The sequence below is a fragment of the Rufibacter roseolus genome, assembly GCF_017916365.1.
Lineage (GTDB): Bacteria > Bacteroidota > Bacteroidia > Cytophagales > Hymenobacteraceae > Nibribacter > Nibribacter roseolus.
The window spans coordinates 1,440,372-1,459,704 of sequence record NZ_JAFMSU010000002.1 but is presented as its reverse complement, the minus strand read 5'-3'; the positions used below and the strand labels follow the sequence as shown (position 1 = coordinate 1,459,704).

The 19,333-nt window shown below is 50.2% G+C and carries 9 protein-coding genes and 1 tRNA gene; 3 read left to right on the top strand and 7 right to left on the bottom strand.

Annotated features, from left to right (window positions below; genetic code table 11):
- The first annotated feature begins 211 nt into the window (after positions 1-211).
- Entirely contained in the window at positions 212-2,740 is a 2,529-nt protein-coding gene (locus tag J3P35_RS14935) for a cellulase N-terminal Ig-like domain-containing protein (RefSeq protein ID WP_210465369.1), read from the top strand.
- A gap of 316 nt (positions 2,741-3,056) precedes the next feature.
- Positions 3,057-3,821 carry a type I methionyl aminopeptidase gene (gene map, locus J3P35_RS14930; protein ID WP_210465368.1) on the top strand — a complete coding sequence of 255 codons (765 nt, stop codon included), beginning with the start codon at positions 3,057-3,059 and terminating at the stop codon, positions 3,819-3,821.
- Positions 3,822-3,986: 165 nt separating this feature from the next.
- Here the strand turns inward: map and J3P35_RS14925 are convergent, their stop codons facing one another.
- From J3P35_RS14925 to J3P35_RS14895, 7 genes are all read right to left on the bottom strand, one after another.
- The gene (locus J3P35_RS14925; RefSeq protein ID WP_246850232.1) at positions 3,987-6,752 is read right to left on the bottom strand and encodes a DUF5695 domain-containing protein; all 2,766 of its coding nucleotides are present in this window, start codon (positions 6,750-6,752) and stop codon (positions 3,987-3,989) included.
- A 208-nt stretch (positions 6,753-6,960) separates the two neighbouring features.
- The gene (locus J3P35_RS14920; protein WP_246850231.1) at positions 6,961-10,041 is read right to left on the bottom strand and encodes a beta-L-arabinofuranosidase domain-containing protein; all 3,081 of its coding nucleotides are present in this window, start codon (positions 10,039-10,041) and stop codon (positions 6,961-6,963) included.
- A 395-nt stretch (positions 10,042-10,436) separates the two neighbouring features.
- Positions 10,437-10,910 carry a hypothetical protein gene (locus tag J3P35_RS14915; protein ID WP_210465367.1) on the bottom strand — a complete coding sequence of 158 codons (474 nt, stop codon included), beginning with the start codon at positions 10,908-10,910 and terminating at the stop codon, positions 10,437-10,439.
- 293 nt (positions 10,911-11,203) lie between these two features.
- Positions 11,204-11,275: transfer RNA gene (locus J3P35_RS14910), tRNA-Glu, on the bottom strand.
- 400 nt (positions 11,276-11,675) lie between these two features.
- Positions 11,676-12,983 carry a hypothetical protein gene (locus J3P35_RS14905; protein ID WP_210465366.1) on the bottom strand — a complete coding sequence of 436 codons (1,308 nt, stop codon included), beginning with the start codon at positions 12,981-12,983 and terminating at the stop codon, positions 11,676-11,678.
- A 280-nt stretch (positions 12,984-13,263) separates the two neighbouring features.
- Positions 13,264-13,809 carry an RNA 2'-phosphotransferase gene (locus J3P35_RS14900; protein ID WP_210465365.1) on the bottom strand — a complete coding sequence of 182 codons (546 nt, stop codon included), beginning with the start codon at positions 13,807-13,809 and terminating at the stop codon, positions 13,264-13,266.
- Between the two features lie 68 nt (positions 13,810-13,877).
- On the bottom strand, positions 13,878-17,099 hold the full coding sequence (locus tag J3P35_RS14895; RefSeq protein ID WP_210465364.1) for a S41 family peptidase: 3,222 nt from the start codon (positions 17,097-17,099) through the stop codon (positions 13,878-13,880).
- 490 nt (positions 17,100-17,589) lie between these two features.
- Here J3P35_RS14895 and J3P35_RS14890 point away from each other — a divergent pair, with 490 nt between their 5' ends.
- Positions 17,590-18,906: a PepSY-associated TM helix domain-containing protein gene (locus J3P35_RS14890; RefSeq protein WP_210465363.1), complete on the top strand. Its 1,317-nt coding sequence runs from the start codon at positions 17,590-17,592 to the stop codon at positions 18,904-18,906.
- Positions 18,907-19,333 lie beyond the last annotated feature (427 nt).

The following is a 19,333-nucleotide window of genomic DNA, read 5'->3' as shown; positions in this document are numbered from 1 at the left end:
CTCAAAACCCAAAGGCCACTTCCCAGGTCTGTCACCCGACAGACCTGGTGCAAGTTACCTAGCTAGAGTAACCGGCCATTACGCCCTGGCTTTTCAGGGGACAGTCCAGGAAGATAGACAAATAAGGAAGAAGCTTATCATTAATTGGTATAAGAGGGCTGACTAGCAGGGATTACATATTTTTAAAAATGAAGAGACGGATTTAATGAATATGAAAAGACGGATACTTTTACCAGCAGCCATGCTACTACTTGGGGCATACCAGTATGCTTCGGGCCAGGATCTGAAGCTCAATGACCGTGAGTATTTTGAGCAGCAAGGCGTCAATGTGCTGGTGTACAACAACCTTTTTACCGGAGGTTTCAACGATGAGAAGAACGCCGGGATAGAATTGATCCACCATGGCGTAAGAACCGCGCAAGGCGGTGCAGTGCGGCTCTCCAACACGCCGGAGCAGTGGGACCTGGTGCCTGACATTCTCAACCGGAAAGTAGACCGGGCCGCCAAAACGGTAGAGGCTACGTTACGGTACAAAGAATACAATTTTGATTCACGGGTAGTAGTGACGGCCAAGGGCAAAGGCGTAGAGATAGCCGTTTACCTGGACAAACCAGTTCCCAAGGCACTGGAAGGAAGCGCCGGGTTTAACCTGGAGTTCCTGCCCTCGCAATACTGGGCCAAGAACTATTTGGTGGATGGTCGCCCTAATCTCTTCCCGCGCTATGTGGTAGGCAATACCGTTACGCGGCCAAACAGCCAGAAACCGAAGCAATACAAAGGCTACGTCACTTCCGATGACCGGGGAACCGGCAAATTCATAGATCCGCTTCCGCTGGAAACCGGTCGTACCTTCCTGTTTGCGCCCGATGCCCAAGAACGGATGGTAAAAATCACCTCTCAAGATGCCGACCTGATGCTGTTCGATGGCCGTATGCTGGCCCAGAACGGCTGGTTTGTGGTGCGCAGCTTGCTTCCGGCCGGGAAAACCGGCAAGGTGTTGACCTGGACTGTGGAGCCGAACGCTATCAAAGGCTGGGTAAGAGATCCCAACATCGGGTTCTCCCAAGTAGGCTACCTTCCTGCGCAACCCAAAGTTTCTATCATTGAACTGGACAAGAAAGATAAACCCGCTAAGAGCGCCTCTATTTTTAAAGTAGGCGATGACGGCAAAGCCACCAAGGTATTCACCGGCAAAATCGCACCCTGGGGGGACTACTTTAAGTACCACTACGTGAAGTTCGATTTCTCATCCGTGAAGACGCCTGGTATCTACTACATTCAGTACGGAGACACCAAGACCAATAATTTCCTGATCGGGGAGCAGGTGTACAGCAAGATCACCGATGCTACCAGCGACATCTGGATCCCCATCCACATGAACCATATGTTCGTGAACGAAGCGTACCGGGTGTGGCACGGCGAGCCGTTCAAGGAAGGTTACCGCCAGGCCCCTCCTAACACCGATCACTTCGACCTTCATGCCCAGGGCCCAACCACAGATACCAAATACAAAGCGCTGGACCTGATACCTGGCCTGAACGTAGGAGGTTTCTTTGATGCTGGGGATTTTGACATCGAGACCGGCTCGAACATCAGCGTGGTGCAGAACTTTGTCAAAACCTGGGAAAGCTTCAAACCCCAGCGCGACCAGACGTTTATTGACCAGAAGCAGCGTTACGTAGACCTTCACCGCCCCGATGGAATCCCGGATGTGTTGCAGTTTATTGAGCACGGCACTCTGAACCTGGTAGCCCAAGCAGAGATCATAGGCCACATGGCCCAGACGCTCTCTAACTCGGTGCTGGATAACTACCACCACCTGGGTGACGCCGCTTCCTTGACAGATGGCCTTCCTTACAACCCCAAACTCGGTCCGTATGAAGTAGCCAAGGACGGTCGCTCCAGCGGCGTGAAAGATGATCTGTGGGCCTTCACCAGCCGCGAACCCGAACTGGACCTCAGGGCTGCCACAATGTTTGCCGCTGCCAGTCGGGCTTTGAAAGGATACAACGATGACCTTTCGGCGAGAGCATTGACCCAGTCGAAAAGGCTGTTGAAAGAGGCCACTGCCTTACTGGCCAACCAGAAGCAGGATACTAGTGGCAGAGGTAACGCCGCCAACATGGCCACCAACCTTCAGCTGTACATTGCCACCAACGAAAAGCAGTATTTGGATAGGTTCCAGGAGCTTCTATGGCCATCCCTGGAGCGTAACGTGAGCGGAAACCTATTAACGGCCCTGGATGCCATCCCGCACCTGGACGCCTCCTACAAAGAAAAGCTCCGTCCGTACGTGGTGAAGTACAAAGAATACATTGCCGGCCTTGAAAAGAACAATCCCTACGGCGTGCCAATTGGCCTTACCAACTGGGCAGGCAGCGGGGACGTGATGAGCTTCGGGACTACCGTTTGCTTTGCGAGCAAATACTTCCCTGAGATCATTGAGGGGCAGCATGCTTTCAAAGCCACAAACTATCTGTTCGGAGCGCATCCGTACCATAATTATTCCCTAGTGGCTACCGTGGGCGCTACCCGCCCCAAAGCAGTCTTCTACGGTAACAACCGGGCCGATTTCTCCTTTATCCCGGGCAACGTTGCCCCCGGTATCCTGTTCAGAAAACCCGACCACTTTGAGAACTACGACGACTGGCCTTTCCTGTGGGGCCAGAACGAAGGAACCATTGGTGGCAATACCGCTTATCTGATCTTTGGATCGGCGTTCAAGAATTTAGTGAAGTAAACGGATTTCTCTCTTCAGTTTAGCGCAAGAAATAAGCCCAACGGTTTGCGGCTTATTTCTTGCGCTATTTTTTTAAACTTTGCCAAAAGCAGCGCCGATTCATTCAACAAGTTCACCTGAGTTGTAAGACACCTAGAACTAAGTCCACCTTTTCACTAGCTAAGTTGCGATATGAGGGAAAGGCTGATTGAAGGTTCGTCAAAGGTGTTAACTTGCTTCCAGTGCAGCGGCTTGACAGCATATCGCCTGCCAAAAGCAACAATTCCTGCCACCATCGGTTAGGTCTAATAGTAAATGAAGTCTAAACAAGAAGCCTATGTCAATCACAAGTGAATCTGAACTTATTGGAATGCAGCGGATAAGTGAGGTTGTAGCATTAACCCTGAAGCAAATGCGGAACTATGCTCAACCGGGTATGACAACAAAAGACCTGGACAATTTTGGAGGCGCGTTACTGAAGCAATACGGTGCCAAATCAGCCCCTGCCTTGTCCTATGGGTTTCCTGGCTGGACCTGTATCAGTTTGAACAACGAAATCGCCCATGGCATCCCTTCAGATAAAAAGGTGCTTCAGGAAGGTGATTTGATCAATATTGACGTTTCTGCTGAATTAGATGGTTTTTGGGCAGACAATGGAGGCTCCTTCGTTTTAGGGCAGGATATTCATCACCATCAACCCCTGGTAGATGCTTCCAAGAAGATCTTGAGAAAGGCAATTGAAAACATAAAGGGAGGCGTACGGATTGCAGAAATAGGTCGGCTGATTGAGAATGAAGCAAACAAAGCTGGGTATAAGGTAATCAAAAACCTGACTGGTCATGGGATCGGGAGACAATTGCACGAAGAACCCAGTGAGATCGCCAATTATTATGACAGGTTGAACTTAAAGAGATTTAGAAAGAACTCTGTAGTGGCCATCGAAACCTTTATTTCCACCAATTCAACCATCGCCAACACCATGAAAGACGGTTGGACATTGGTGGGCAACAGGGGAGGTTTTGTGACCCAACATGAGCATACCATTGTAATAACTGATGGCAAACCGATCATCCTAACAGAAATGAATGAAGTCTGGGATTGATGGGATCAACAGGTGCTTGCAATACTTTTAGCAGTATATACTCCGGGATTATATTCGGCAGAAAAGGCTATGGAAAGGTAGGGGCTACAAGGCGGTGCAAAAGCAGGAAGACGCCATCATGCTTTAATTGATGGCCCCTTCCTGCTTTCATGTTCTACCTGGCTGTTATTTTTTCTGACGGTCAATTATTACTTCAGTCTCTTTGCTGGAAAGGTTGATGGCATAACCATTTCTCTCCTTCGTCGCTTTTGTTTTTAAACCATAGATTGGACCTTCTTTTGCAGGGCCTGGCTGCTCTATGGTTAGAAATGCTGCCGGGGTAAAGGTATCTGCTGCGTCAAGGGTGATCTTTACCTGACCGGTAGAGGGATGGTAGGCTATCTTTTTCATCTTTCCTGCCTGTAAAGAAATCCACAAACCGGCAGGTGCAATAAACGCCGCAGATCTGCCAGCAGTGGTTGGCTGCACTTCCACCCACTGGTTCTGTAAGCTTTCATTGCCGCCAAAAGCCAGCCATCCTAAGTCCGGATGTTGCGTTAGGTAAGTAGCGGAGTTCACAGCGTAGCCAAAGAACCCTGGGCCGTAATCTCCGGAGTAACTGTCGTTGTGCAGGGAGGCTGGGTAACTGTGAAAAGCAGCGGGGGCAAAGCCCTCTTCTGTGATATTAGAGAGCGTCCCTAAAACGCCGCCATAGCCAACCCGCAGTAAATACAAATTATCAGGTTGCCTGCGGTATTCAGTTAGCACAGGAATGGCATTCAGGCCCGAGCCATAGTGGTGAATCATCCGCTCTACTCTGGGCAAACCTCCGGCATATAAGAAATCCCAGTAGCGTCTGGCATTGCCGTTGTAGGCCCAGTGGGGCATGGTGGGCATGTAGGCAAGGATGGCGTTTAGCGTCACATCGGCTTTATCATCGTAACCGAAAAAGAGCGACCAGATGTACACTTCTTCCTGCCCGGTTGAATCCCAGGGCATTTCGCTTCCGAAAGGGTAGGAAAGGGAGGCCCAGTGAATGGCCCGTTTTTTCATTTCTGCCTCCAATTTACCGGCCATCTCACTCATTCCCTCGGCCTTTAAATCTTTAAGAATGATGTAAAAGATAGTTCCTTCCATTTGCCCGAACTCAGCATAATGCGGTGCCAGACGAACCATGGCCATGGCGGTTTCATAAGCGTTGTTCAAATACCAGTTCCATGATTGGGTGGAAACCAATCCTTTGTGGTGGCGGGCCAAGCGGTACAGTACCCAATGCGCTGCTGCTACGTGGGGGTAGTTATAGGAGCGCCCCAGAGAATATGCTTCCTTTTTGGGCCATAAAGACCATACCTTCAGGTTTGCAGGAATATTGTAAGTGCCAGCAGGCATGGAATCGGGCGCATAATAGAAAAGGCTTTTGCGAACCCCGTATTTATCCGGGCCTTCTGCTACCTGTATGCGGCCCCACAGGGTTTCCCCTACAAACCGCTGGAGTTTGTCTATTTCTTTCTTATCAGGCAAAACGGATTGCTTCATGATAGCCCCCAGCCAACTACCGGCTCCTGCTTCATCGCTGAGGCCAGCTATCCAGACGCGGTTATCTTCCAGCACCTGCTGCTGCTTCTCATTGTCGTAACTGATCACCGAAGGGTTTCGGCCAAAGCGGTCACCTTCTTTTTCAAACCATTGCTTAGTAGTTAGAAAGTTTCCAAAATCGGCTACGGTTTCCTTTTCAGGCTTGATCACCTTGTAATGTACCGTCTGTACCAGGCCATCTTCGTACTGAACCGTGACCCTGGCTCTTCCCCATTTCTGGCCTTTGACCGCATAGGCCTTCCAGCCATTTTTAGTAGAGGGCGCTGGGGTAATGATCAAAGCACCTTCCGGTTCCATCTTTATGCTTCGGACTTTGCTCTTATAGCTGATAAACAGCTTGCCGTTCACGTCCTGGGGCAGCACATACCCGGGGATGCCCACGGCTACGGGACGATTGTTCTGCAGTAATTTCTTTTCAATGTTTTGCGGTGTTCCTCCCAGCACAAAGCGAACCCCATAGTTTTTTGACTCTCCCGGTTTTAGGATGACGGAAGTTGGTTTGTTCCAGGGCTCTGCTTTTTTCCATTCATTTTCTGCAAAGGCCTTGCTGTGTACCATCCACTCATGGAAGCCTTCAAAGGCAATTCCTCTGGGGGTTGGATCATCATTCAAAGGGTTATAGGCCTCAAAAGGAGAATTTCCGTAAGGGAGCACCAACAAGGAAGAATCTCTTCCGTGCAGACGGGTTACCTGTAAATACCCAGCATCCTGACCAATGTAGGGATCATACAGAACGCTTTGCGCGTGGGCTTGTACCAGGTCTTTCCCTTCCAGAATGTTGTTGAAGATCATGGGAATGCCCAAGGCCCCAATTTCCACAGGGTTTGCGGTACGGTTGGTCAATTCAAAGCGTAGCACCAATTGCCCTTGCTCTAATTGCCAGAAACGTTTTACGGTAAGGGGTATGTCTGCCGGCAAAGTATTGGCCAGATCTGCGGCCGCCAGAACAATACCTTTTGCCGCCAATGTTTGTACTGGCTTTCGTTGGGAGGCTGTTGAAAAAGACTTCCACTGGCCTGCTTGACCTTCCCGGATTCTCAAGTTTAAATCGCCCAGGTGATACATGCCGTTACTGCTACGCACTTTCAATCGGTCACCGGGGGTATAATCAAAAGCCGGTTCTGCCTTAGGGTGCAAACCTGATACGGTTTGAGAGGCTTTTACCAATTCCACCTTAAAAGAGGGAGTTTGAAAGGAAATAGTACCCTGCTCTACATCCAAGGTGGAGGGGCGTTGGGCAAGGTCTTTCCATGATTGGGCAAACAGGGAGAGCGGCCAGGAAAGGAACTGCCACCCAAGCAGGGTTAGAAAAAACAGTCTTCTAAAGGTAACAGTCGTTTTTGGGGTAAACATCATTGTCTATTTTAACTTAGAAAGTTATAGAGGGGGTGTCAAAGATAAATTTCTCACGGCGCCAGCTGGAAAGGAGGTAGTGCTGCAATGCAGTGATAGAACTGCTTAAGCAAATGGGTGCTGGGAAATAACCTGATATGATAATTAAAGGGGCTGATGGGGGCATCGCTCACGTGAGTGAGGGCCCTATCAGCCCCTTTGGGTTTTAAGCCTATTTTAAGTTAACATCCAGGTAAACGGAATGCCGGCCGTATGATTCGTAGAAGGGTTTATACACCACTCCATCAATGGTGAACTGTAACTGCTGGGGATCGCCTTTGATGGATTTACTTAAATCCTCAGCATCAAGGGTTACTTTACGCCATTCTTTTCTTGCTTCGGGTTCCTGGGCGGCCAGCAAAATAGGTCCGTAAAACAGACTGGCGATGTTGGGCTGGTCCATCACCGGATCCAGGTGAAACTGGAAAGGCATTTTCAGGTCAATCACATCTCCATCTTTCCATTTACGACTTAGGGTTAAGTAACTGCCCGGCTTGGCGTCAACCTTTTGCTCTTTGCCGTTGATCTTCACGAAGAATCCTTTGGTAGCCCAGCCGGACACCCGCACATTGACATCAAACTTCCCATTACCCTTAATCGTCAGGCGGGTCTGGTCTTCCTTGGGGAAAGTTGTGGTTTGTTCCACTTTTACTTTGCGCTCTGTCCAATCCAGGGTAGAGGGTACGAATAGGTTAACGTAAAGCGCCTGGTTATCTTTGCTTTTGAAGTAGATGGAGTTCTGCAGTTTGGTGCTGCTTTCTATGGCGGTACCGTTGCAACAGGTAAAGCCCGTCATGTTGGGGTTGCCGAATTGTTTTGTAGACCCTGGTCTGAGCGGTACGTGGTAGGTGTTGGCAGGGCTGTCTTCGGCCACCGAGGCCAGGATATGGTTGTACAGCGCCCGCTCATAATAGTCCATGTATTCTCCCCGCTGGTCATAGAGAAAAAGGTCACTGGTCAATTTGAGCATATTGTAGGTGGCACAGGTTTCATTCTGCCCGCCGGCCGCAAAGCCGTTTTCGTACAGGGTTCCGGGCTGGGCCACAAAACACTCTGCGTTATTTGGGTTACGCGCACCAGCCACGCCCCCTATGCTGTACATGTAGTCATTGACCATCTTGTACCAGAAGTTATCGGCTATGTTGTAGTACTCCGGATTTTTAGTGACCCGGTACGTTTCAATGCTTCCTACTACCTGCGGGATGTGCTGGTTGGCATGCAGACCGCGGAAAAGGTCAACGTTTTTGGCCAATCCATGCGAATGATTGGGGTCGCCGAAGAACACCCTGATGTTGTCAAATAACTGGGCGGTTTTGAGGTGATTGGGTTTACCGGTAAGCCGGTACATGCGGGCCATGGCCTCATTCATGCCGCCAAACTCCCCGGCGATGTAGGTGTTCCACATCTTAATCAGCGTGTCAGTGGGCACCTTGCTCAGGCGGGCATATACCCAATCTCCCATGCCGGAGGCGGTAGCCAGGGCCTTTTTATTGCCGCTTACCTCGTACACATCCATCAGACCGGCCAGGATCTTATGAAGGGTGTAGTAAGGCGCCCAGACCTGGTTTTTCTGCCCGCCGTATTTGGCTCCTTTTTCCAGCATGATGAATTGGTCTGGCGGGTACGCGCTGATGTATCCTACACCCCAGTTCCAATAATCCGTCCGGATGCCTTCATCGCTCAGATCTGAGTCGTACGCTGATTTACCAGGGCCCATCGGCACCGCAGCCGGATCAGACATCTGGGGGCCACCTTCTGATTTCGGTGTTCCGGATAACAAGGATAGCTCGTAAAGGGTGTTTACCATTTCCTCCATCTTTTTGGAGAAATTGGCCTGAAGCGCCTTGTCATACCCTGTTCCGGCGTAGGCCTGCGCGATGGCCGTGAGATAATGACCAGTAGCGTGGCCTCTCAGTTTGGTATCCTGGCTGTCCCATACGCCCAAGGGCTTTGCACCGGCAGGTTGTTTCTGACCGAAGGCATGGCGGAACATGTAGAGAAAGGAATTAGGGTCTGTTTGTGCTAAGGTGTTGATGAATTTATCGCGGTTTTCGGTGAATTGGGTTTGCTGGCCCTGGGCATCGGTTTTGAGGGTAACCTTTCCCAAATCAAACGAGGCCAGCTTCAGATCTGGTTTGGAGGATTTCTGAGAGGCTTTTACCGTGACATTGGCCTTCGGTTGAAAAGCGGTGCCGGGTACCCGGCCGGTAATGGTATAGCGCCCGGGTTTCAGAACAGGACTATTGTCCGTTTCAGCCGGCCAGATTACCCGCACTTTGGGCCCTTTCCCCTGCATTTCGTTTTTATAGGTTCCCTGTACATGACTGGGCAACCTGGGCAAGTTTCCTACCTCTGTTTCTACTTCCACATCAGACACCTGAACCAGATAGGCATTATAAAGCTGGGGCTGGTTTGGGGAAAAGCGGGGCAGATCATCCTCGGCCTGCTTACCCGTAGTATTGACCATGCCTTCATTGACGCCTCTACCTTTCTGGGCATTGGTGTAGATTCCAGCGACCTGCCTGCCCGTCAGGGGAATGCGGTAAATCCGGAAATCATGTAGGAGAGCATTCAGGTTGGGATCTCCGGGTGTTAGGGATTTCCCGATGTAAAGCAGATTTCCTCCGGGTTGTTTGCCAAATACCTCTGTTAACTCCTGGGGAATATCCCTTGCCTCACCGGCACGCTTACCATCTACATAAGTAATCAAGGACCTGGACGGGACATCTACCACTATGGCCAGGTGCACCCACTTGTTCACCTCAATGGCCGGAGAGACAGCTCCTTTTTTATTTCCTTTATCGGCAGTAATGAGCGCCTGGAAGCCTTCCTGGGTTTTGGTACCCACCGGAGCCGCAAAGAAATGCCTGCCTGCATCCTTCCCGAAATCAAAGAACCTTTGGCCGGTTTGCTTTGAGCGCAAGTTGACCCACCCTGAGATGCTCAATGATTCCAGATCTGTTAATGCTTCTACCGGAATGGTTACAAAAGCATTGTTATCGCCGGAAAGCGACAAGACCTTTCCAAACTTGTTGTCATTGGCAAAGGAAGCCTGGGAACCTTGGATTTTACCATGCAGCGTATTTCTAGACCAGTCTTTCAGGTCTCCGTTGAACACATAGCGGGCAATCATTCCTGTTTCACCAATACCGTCTAAAATTTGGTCACCGTTCTGGGCCTGAGAAGTGTAAACACACTGGGTTAACACAGAGACAAACAGAATGGCTTGAAAGAATACTTTTTGCATTTTCATATTTAGAGTCCGTTTTTTTCCTCCTAAAGGCTGATGGTTATAAGATAACCTGCTGAAAACCAAGGTGTGCAGGGTGAGGTGATTCCGCTTTTACACTTCTCTAAAACTAGAGAGAGTACCTGTGTTTCTATAAGCTTATTTTAGCCGATAATCATATGATATTAACATGTGTCCTTTTCAGAACATGAGATAGTTGGAGGAGAAGGCCTTCAGAGGATGAATGGACGGCTGGGGGTAACTGTAATACCATTGGGGGGGGAACTTCAGGAGGGATTTGCCAAGCGGATTCAGATCAGTTGTTGAATGGAGTAAGAGGCTGTGGCTCCTAAACAAGGAAGCCTTGAAGGTTTGTACTTCAAGGCTTCCTTGTTTAGCAAACTCAAATTTATTCTGTCTTATTTCCAGGAAATGGATCCCGTTAAAATCTCTCTTATGTCATCTGGCATAACAAGGCTACCACCACCTTCTAAGTTTTGGTAACTGCCAGAACCAGCTAAAATCTTCCACTGGCCTTCTGAAGTTTTCATGTTACAGTTCATCCGGATAGTAATAGAGCCTTCAGGTAGGGTGAGGATAAGGGTGCAGTGCAGCGCCATCCCAAGCGTTTCTGTGGGCATTACGTAGGTGCCCGTTGCATTAATTCCACCAGATACCGCCACCGTTCCGAAATAAGTGGAACCTTCTGATGAAGTTGCGATGGTATTGAAAACTATAGGTTCCTTCTTGTTCAAATCAGCGGTTTTGGTGGAGGCTTCCTTTACGAAAAGAAAGGAAGGGGAGGGATCTGTCTCTTTTGTGGAACAACTCCAGGTCAGGCAAGTAATCAAACAAACCATGACTGGAAAGCTAAAGGAAAACACCTTTTTCATAATCATAGAGTTTATGTTGTGAATAACTTGTTGATTGTCTTTAAGTTATTCAAATAAAGGCGCATTTGAAATACATTATCTATTTAAAAGCTAAGGCCTTTTCAATTTGGATTTTAAGCAAAAACTGGATTGGTAACTATGCTCTAGGTCAAGGAGCAGCAGGAGAATTGGGAGATGAATGCCCGTTCGGGCCTGTCTTCAATAGAAAGAAAGGTTGGAGTAGAGAGTTGTACGTGCATGTGTACAGCCTTAAAGCAAAAAAGCCCCTCAGAATGAACTGAGAGGCTTTTGAGTAGTCCGTAGGGGAATCGAACCCCTGTTACCAGAATGAAAATCTGGTGTCCTAACCCCTAGACGAACGGACCATCTTTCGGTTTTGATGGTGCAAATATAGAGGGATGATTTTGATCTGCAAAACATCTCTCAGAAAAAAAGTGTTGTTTTTTAATCAGTTTTCCCCCTTTGTCTTCTAAGTGTCTGATTTTGAAGAAAAATCAAGCTGATTAAACTTTAAAAAAAATTTCGTGCTTCCTGACCGTTTTCTCTAAATCAGCTCTAAAACCCCGAATAAAGGTACATGCTGGGGTTCTTACCCTAGAGGAAAACTAGCCTAGGCAAAGGATGCAGAAAGTTCGGTACCTTAAAACAGACCATTTTCACCTTACCTGTTTTGAGGTTATTTATACAAAAACAGACTCAAAACAGTAGTGTGCTGCCTCTCGTACCTGATCTTCTTCCCGCTTGTGCAGTGGCAACCAGATGAGCCTAATCAAAGCTGGCTTTGCCGCCGTGCTTTTCATAGTTGTACAGGTGACGAGCCAATTCAAAGGTGGTGGGGTGATCCAATCCGGTCTTCTGGCGGGCTTTCTTTTCGGTTTCGCCTTCCTGAAGGTAAGCCACATATTCCTGGTAGCTGCCTTTGAGGTGCTGGAGTAAACCATTGAGCGATTCTGAGGTTCTTTTAAGCTGTTCCGCATCAAAGGTGTCTCTTTCCAGAATTTCCTCAACCAGGTAAAACTCCTCCTGCATCATCTGGTGGGTACCGTCTTCGCCCAACACCAAGGGTTTGTATACCCTGAAATAATGTGCATCGGCCAGGAAAGTGCTGCCGGTGCAGTCCTTCAGGTTGATGACAATGGGGGAGTCCGGGAGGTTGAGGTCTGGGGTTCTATGGAAAAAGGCCAGGATTTGCTGACCCTGCTCCTGGTATTGGGAAAGCAGGCCGCAAAGTTCGCCCAGGTCAAACCCCAGCGAAACGGCCTTTGAAGAATCCCCTTTGTTCAGTTTGCCGGTAACCGTGATGGCCGTGTCCACATCGTAGACAATCTCCTCCATTTCAAAGATATCCGTGAGCAGGATAGATTCTGGCGTGTAGGTAGCCGGGTCTACCCCAATGAGGGAGATGATCTTGTCCTCAGGCAGGGTAGTAGGCTGTGAAAGTTGCTGGGCCTCTTTGGCGAGGCTGGACACAAAAATGCTGTGCTCCGTGCTGTCGCCCAGGGCTTTCAATTGTTGCAGGTAGGTGTCCAGGAACTGCAGGTGCGGTTTCAGGGCCTTGTAGATTTTGGTTCTCCTGAAAGTCTTGCGGTGGTAGTAAAGCAAAGTTGCCACCTCGCCGTAGCAGTCCAGCTCCTTCACAGATTCCATCTCTTGTAATACGGCCTCGGGGGTGGCTTTGTCTTTCAGCAGCATTTCCTCAAACAGGAAAATAGGATAATCATGGGTTGGTTGGCCAATCTCGGGCAGCACGTTGAACGCGCTCATCTTCCCGGATTTTGCTTCCTGCAAAACTTCCAGGTTTGTCTTCACGGGTGCCATGAGGTGCTCAGTAGCCGCGGTTTCCAGTTTCTCCTGGGTACCCTGAATGACTTCCTCGCTTAAGGGCGCTTTTTCTGTGAACTGCCACAAAATCTGCAGGTGGGTGTGGGACGGAGGCAAGCCATAGGAGGCCATAATCTCCTCCTCCAGGTGGATGACCTCTTCAAATAATTCGGTATTCTCCTCAGGGCCGCCTTTCTCTTTTAATTCCTGATAATGGTGGTAATATGTCGTAAGTTTTTCCTTCACCTGCATAAATCAGTTATTTTTCTTTCAGAAGTTAAAAGCTGGCATTGGGTGTTTAGGGGCTTCTTATTGAAAGAAAGGCCCAAACCCCGCTCTAGGGGCATGCACCGGGTATATTAACACCGGTGTTGCTAATAATACGGTTATCCTTTCTAAGGGGTATTGTATTTTTAGGATAATTTGTAGCTGTACGGAAGATTCCGGAAAGCACACCCTTAAATGTCTGGCGGTAAGTGCCTCTGAAATTAAACTGTGGATGGGGCTTGGGTATTGTCTTGTCCTTTACGGGTTAGGATAATTTATATTCTGATAAATAAGCAGGATCTACATAGTTTGTGAGCCAGACCTTGTTTTCGGATAGGTAGAAGGGGATTCCACTGCGGTGCATCTCGCCGCTGAGTACGGTGAAAACATAAGGTTTGCCGTGCCGGCTACCTACCTGCAAAGCGGTAGCAATATCAGAGGACAGGTGTACGTGTAAACGGGATTGCTTCCTGATGCCTTCTTTTAGAATAATCTCTGCAGTAGTAACGGATGTACCGTGGTACAGCATCTCAGGCGGAGTAGTGGGGGACAGGCCTACATCTACCTGCACAGAATGTCCCTGGTTGGCTCTGATTTTAGTCTGGTTTGGGTTAAAGGAAAACCGTTGTTTGTTGTTGGTTTCCACCACCCGCTTTAGCCTCTCCAGGTCAACGCTCATTCGTTTGTGCTGCAGTTTAGTCAGCAACTCATCTACATTCGCCCAGCCATTTTGGTTCAGGGTAATCCCTATTTTTTGTGGCTCATGCCGGAGTACCAGACTCAGGAATTTGCTTATGTCTTTATCATTCATGATTCAATAATACGCAAAAAGAAAGCCCCAGCGGTTGGGCTGGGGCTTTCTTGTAGTAGTTAAGCTGGTTATTTCACTTCTTTCAGGAGTTCCTGTACGGCTACTTCCAACTGCTGGTCTTTGCCTTTGCTCACCTGCTCAAACTCGTTCATCACTTTCACGTCTGGCTCGGTCTGCAGGTTCTCCAGGTAGCGGCCCTGCACGTCTTTCACGCCCAGCGGCGGCACGCCCCAGCGTACGCTGTTGTCCTGAAGTGATTCCCAGCCTGCGAAGGTACAGGTACCCGGTACCGGCATGCCCACCAGCTTGCCCAGTTTCAGGTCCTGGTAGCTGAAGGCGAAGCAGTGGCCGTCTGAGTAGTTGGCTTCGTTGGCCAGCGCGATGCTGGGCTTGTTCCAACGGAACGAGGGCTCAATACCGGTTGAGCGATTGTCAGTAGTGTAGTTCAGGAACATTTTACCGCTCAGGAACATGGCTAGATCGGCAACCAGGTCTCCGCCGCCGTTGTTGCGGGTGTCTACCACCATGCCTTTTCGGTTGGCGTATTTCCCCATCACTTCTTCGTACACGGTGCGGTAGGCCGGGTCGTTCATGCCCGGGATGTGCACGTAGCCCAGCTGGCCGTTGCTCAAACGATCCACTTCCTCGGCGTTGCGGCGTACCCAACGCTTGTAGAGCAGGCTGCTTTCCTCGCCGGGTGAAATAGGCTTCACGGTGATGTCGCGGCGCTTTTTAGAGCTTGGGTCATAGATGGTGATGAGCGTGTTCTTGCCGGCTTTGCGGTTCAGGAACTGGGCGTAATCGCGGTCAGCGGTAACGGTTTCCCCATCGATTTTCTCGATCACCATGCCGGGCTTCACATCAAAACCGGCTCTTTGAAGCGGTCCTTCCAGAATCACCTCGTCAATCTTGATGCCGTCTCCGGTGAAGCTTGGGTCATAGAAAATACCCAGGGAAGCGGTGGCATCGGCGTTTACTGGCACGTTAGAGAAGCTGGAGCCCGAGTGGGACACGTTCAGCTCGCCCAGCAGTTCGCTTAGCATCTCGGAGAACTCGTAATTGTTGCTGATGTGCGGCAGGTATTTATCGTAATCGCCTTTCAGTGCTTTCCAGTTGGCGCCGTGGAAACCGGCGGTGTAGAAGGTCTTCTGCGTGCGGCGCCACACGTGCTCAAACATGAAGGCGCGCTCGGCGGCTACGTTCAGGTTCATGTCCCCGCTGATGGCTACGTTCTCCTGTTTGTTCGCGGCAGGGTCCAGCTTGATCACCCGGCCATCGGCTAAGAGGAACAGGTTTTTCATGTCCTTGTCCCAATCCATGCTGGCGCGGTTCGCGTTCAGGGTCACGGCCATTTTGGTTTCCTTCGTGCGCAGGTTGGTGCTCCAGAGGTTGTAGCCTCTCTCAAAACGGGCCAAATAGTACAGCGTCTCGCCGTCTTTAGACACCAGGGCGTCGCCTAACTGGGACGAATGCAGCGTCAGGCGGGCTTTGCGGGTTTTGAGGCCTTCCCAGTCAATGGTCAGTTCCTCGTCTTTTTTCTTCTTTTTGTCTTTTTCCTTCTCCTTGGCAGCTTTTTCATCGGCTTCCTTCACCAAGGCATAATCCTCTTTGCTTAACCGGAATTTGTCATACGCCGCCTGGTTTATGAATAGGGCGAAGATATCTGACTGGGCGCCGCCGCTGTTGGCCTGGGCCCGCATGCCTTCGCGGGTGCTGTTCCAGATGAGCATGTTGCCGCCGGCCATCCACTGCGGAGAATCATCCTGGTAGCCGCTCTCGGTGAGGTTGATTTTTTTGCTTTTGCCGTCGGCGGAGATCAGGCCAACTTCGCCGTTGGCGAAACCGGGCTCGGAGAAATCGAAGGCAATCCATTTGCTGTCTGGGCTCCAAGTGAAGTACTGGTCGTTGTCGCGCATGGAGAACAGCTCATTGGTGGTGAGCAGCGTGCGTACTTGTTTGGATTTGATGTTGTAGACCTTCAGGGTCATGCGGTCTTCCACAAACGCGATCTCTTTGCCGTCTGGCGAGAACTGGGGCTCGTAGTTTTCCTTGTCATTGTTGATGACCGGGGTCTCGTCCAGCAGGGTGGAAGCGTAAAAATAAGGCTCCTCCTTGCGAGTGATCTGGGTCTGGAAGATCTTCCAGCCTTTGCCGCGTTCAGTGGCGTAGATCAGGGTCTTTCCATCAGGCGAGAAGCTCACGTGGCGCTCCTGCTCCGGGGTGTTGGTGATGCGCTTGGTAGCAGATCCTTCCACCGCCGATACGAATACCTCGCCGCGGTAGATGAAGGCCACTTCCTTGCCGTTAGGCGATACCGCCAGATCCTGCACACCGTTGCCCGCTACCGGTACAATGCGCTCGTTGTTGGATTTCACATCCGTGGCGATGGTTACGTTCACTTTCTGCGGAGCGCCGTTGCCCTGCATGGTGTACAGGTCTCCGTCAAACCCGAAGCATAGCAGACCGTTGTTGGAGGCCGTGAGGAAGCGTACCGGATGCTTGGTGAAGTTGGTTACCTTGGTAGAGGTGCCGGGCTTATCGGCGGCCATGCGGTGCACGTTAAAGGTACCGCTTTCCTCGCTCAGGTAATAGATGGTTTTGTCATTGTCGGTGAACACCGGGGTGCGGTCTTCGCCGGCGAAGGTGGTGAGTTTGGTGTGCTTGCCTGTTTTGGTATCAAAGCTCCAAAGGTCGCGGGCCACCGAAGAGACGTGGTGCTTGCGCCATTGGTTTTCACCGCCTTTTTTATCCTGGTAGAGCATGATCTGGCCGTCCTTGCTCAGTTTCACTTCCTCGGCGGGGGTGGTCATTACCTGCTGCACGCGGCCGCCGCCCAACGCCACTTTGTAGAGCTCGGGGGAGGCAAACGTAGGGAACTGGCGGTTGCTGGCCATGTCCATGCGGGTAGACCCGAAGTAAACGGTTTTGCCGTCGGGGCTGAACTCATACGGATACTCATTGGCCGAGTGGAACGTCATGCGTTTGGCCTCTCCGCCGGTGGCTGGCATCTGGAACAGGTCAAAGTTGCCGTAGCGGTCCGAGGCGAACACAATGGTTTTGCCGTCTTTGCTCCAAACCGGCATGAAATCGTGGGCCTCGTGCACGGTGAGGGGCAGGGCGGTACCGCCGCTGGCCGGTACCCGGTACAAATCACCTTTGTAGGTGAAGACAATGGTTTGGCCGTCTGGTGAGATAGACGAGTAACGCAGCCAAGAGGGTGCGTTTTGGGCTTGTGCCGCACTTACTGTGCCGGCCAACAAGGCCCCGGTGTACAATAGTCTTTTAAGCATAGAAGGGTAGAAATGCGCAGTAAGTTACGGAGAGCTTGCATGATATAAAAGAGGCAAGGAGTCCGCTACCGCAACCTTTTTAGGGTTTTTCCAGAGGAGATGGAGGCCTTTGGTTTGGAGGATCGGACCAGATTGCCAATTCCTCAAAATGCCCCTTCCCTTGAGTTCTTTCCTTAAAGAAAGTGGGCGTAGCCATGAGTTTAAATAGGAAAAATTGAATATAATTCCACGTGCCGATTGCGCCTTTCAAACAACGACGCCAGCATCGCTGGAGACCATTTTTTAATCCCATCTAGATAATCTAATATTTGGTGCCGATTCTTTTTCCTTCAGTTTGGAATTAATCTAAATAGATGGTTAGTTTGCCATCGTGTAAAGGAGAAGGATTGTCATACCTCCCAGCCTTTCAACAAGGTACCGGTTTAAAGCCCAATTCCTGAGAAACAGCCCCAAAGCGGAAATCAAGTACATTCATAAAGTAGAAGCATCCATGAAAAAAGGGTTCACCTGGCGCAAATTGTTCAATGACATTCACCTTTGGTTAGGGCTGGCCAGCGGGCTGGTACTGTTCCTGGTGTGTCTCACCGGTACCATCTTCACCTTCCACACCGAGATTGAGGAAGCTCTGGAGCCCGGCAAATTCAGCGTGCAGGTACCGGCCAATGCCGTGGCTCTATCTCCGGATGAATTGATCATTAAACTGCAGCAGGCCCAGAAAGGCAAAGTGACCGCCCTTCAGATTCCGCAGGACCCAGCTAAGCCGTACCGTTTCACCCTTAAAAAAGAGGAAGGGGACAAAGGAGGCAAACCAGAAGGGGAGAAGGCCAAAGCCGAAGGTGCTAAGCCAGCAATGGCAGCCGGTCCTGGTGCTGGTGGCGAAGGTCAAAAAGGCGGCAAGGGTGGTCCCGGCGGACCAGGTGGCGGCGGTGGCCGTGGTAAAACGTACTTGGTGGATCAATACACCGGTGAGGTGAAAGGCACCACCGATGGCCCGGCCCATGAGTTCTTTGAAACCGCCGAAGCCATTCACCGGTCCCTCTTGGTGAAAGGTGAGCCCGGTGCGCTCAACCCCGGTAAAATTGTGGTGGGCGCCTCTACCATCATCTTCGTGTTCATCATCCTAACGGGTCTGGTGATCTGGTTCCCTAAGAAACTGAAGAACTGGAAACAGGGTCTAAAGATCAAAACCAGCGGCAACTGGAAACGCATCAACCATGACCTGCACAACTCGCTGGGATTCTATTCCTCGTTCTTCTTGCTCATCATGGCCCTCACCGGCCTTTGCTGGTCTTTTGACTGGTACCGCGCAGGCGCAAGTGCCGTCATTGGTGACCAGATCTTCAAGCAGCGCACAGAAAAACCCATGACCTCTGACCTGGCCAGTAAGACAGCCCAGCAACCTTCTATTTCAGATATTTTGAATATCACCAACGGCATTCTGCCTTACGAAGGGAATTACCGCATCTCTTTGCCTGCTGATTCTACCGGTGCCGTGGTAGTGAACAAATCAAAAAGCGGCTTCTTCACCCTCTCGGCTTCCGATAAAGTGCAGCTGGACCAGTACACCGGCAAGGCCCTGAAAGTGGAGAAATTTGCTGACAAGAAGTTCAACGAGAAAATCGCGGCCTCTGTGAAAGGTCTGCACGTAGGCGAGATTTTCGGGACGTTCTCCAAGATCATCTATTTCATCGTCTGCCTCATCGCTACCAGTTTGCCTATCACCGGCACGCTCATCTGGTGGAACAAACTGAAGAAGAAATCCAAAGGCAGCCAGGTAGCCCCCAGAGCGGCGGTGACTAGAGCATAATGCTTCTGCCTTGTTTTGGTGCTGATTTTTTTAAAAGAGCTTCAAAATAGATTCAGTCAGATTAGGTCTTGTGCCTCTTAAGATAAGTTTAGTTTTAGCGTCAAATGCAAACGGGCTTGAACATGATGTTCAGGCCCGTTTTGTTTTTTTCACCAAAGTCATGTTAATAGGACTGCATTTCCTGGGAAACCTTGTTGACCCTTTATTTTCATCCTGACCAACTCTCCATTACCATCCTGAACAACTCTCCATTACTATCCTGACCAGCCCTCCCTTTCCGTCCTAACCCACCCTCCATTTTCATCCTGACCCACCCTTCTCTGTCATCCTAAAAGGATCTTGTGGGCGAACGGTAATTATGCTTACTATAAGCCTTATTAGTACGCTCACAAGATCTTTCCAAGATGACAAATGGATGAGGTATACA

Coding starts and splice junctions, on each gene's coding strand:
- J3P35_RS14915 (WP_210465367.1), bottom strand. CDS start 10,910: ATGAAAAAGGTGTTTTCCTTTAGCTTTCCAGTCATGGTTTGTTTGATT.
- J3P35_RS14890 (WP_210465363.1), top strand. CDS start 17,590: ATGAAAAAAGGGTTCACCTGGCGCAAATTGTTCAATGACATTCACCTT.
- J3P35_RS14905 (WP_210465366.1), bottom strand. CDS start 12,983: ATGCAGGTGAAGGAAAAACTTACGACATATTACCACCATTATCAGGAA.
- J3P35_RS14925 (WP_246850232.1), bottom strand. CDS start 6,752: ATGATGTTTACCCCAAAAACGACTGTTACCTTTAGAAGACTGTTTTTT.
- J3P35_RS14920 (WP_246850231.1), bottom strand. CDS start 10,041: ATGAAAATGCAAAAAGTATTCTTTCAAGCCATTCTGTTTGTCTCTGTG.
- J3P35_RS14895 (WP_210465364.1), bottom strand. CDS start 17,099: ATGCTTAAAAGACTATTGTACACCGGGGCCTTGTTGGCCGGCACAGTA.
- J3P35_RS14900 (WP_210465365.1), bottom strand. CDS start 13,809: ATGAATGATAAAGACATAAGCAAATTCCTGAGTCTGGTACTCCGGCAT.
- map (WP_210465368.1), top strand. CDS start 3,057: ATGTCAATCACAAGTGAATCTGAACTTATTGGAATGCAGCGGATAAGT.
- J3P35_RS14935 (WP_210465369.1), top strand. CDS start 212: ATGAAAAGACGGATACTTTTACCAGCAGCCATGCTACTACTTGGGGCA.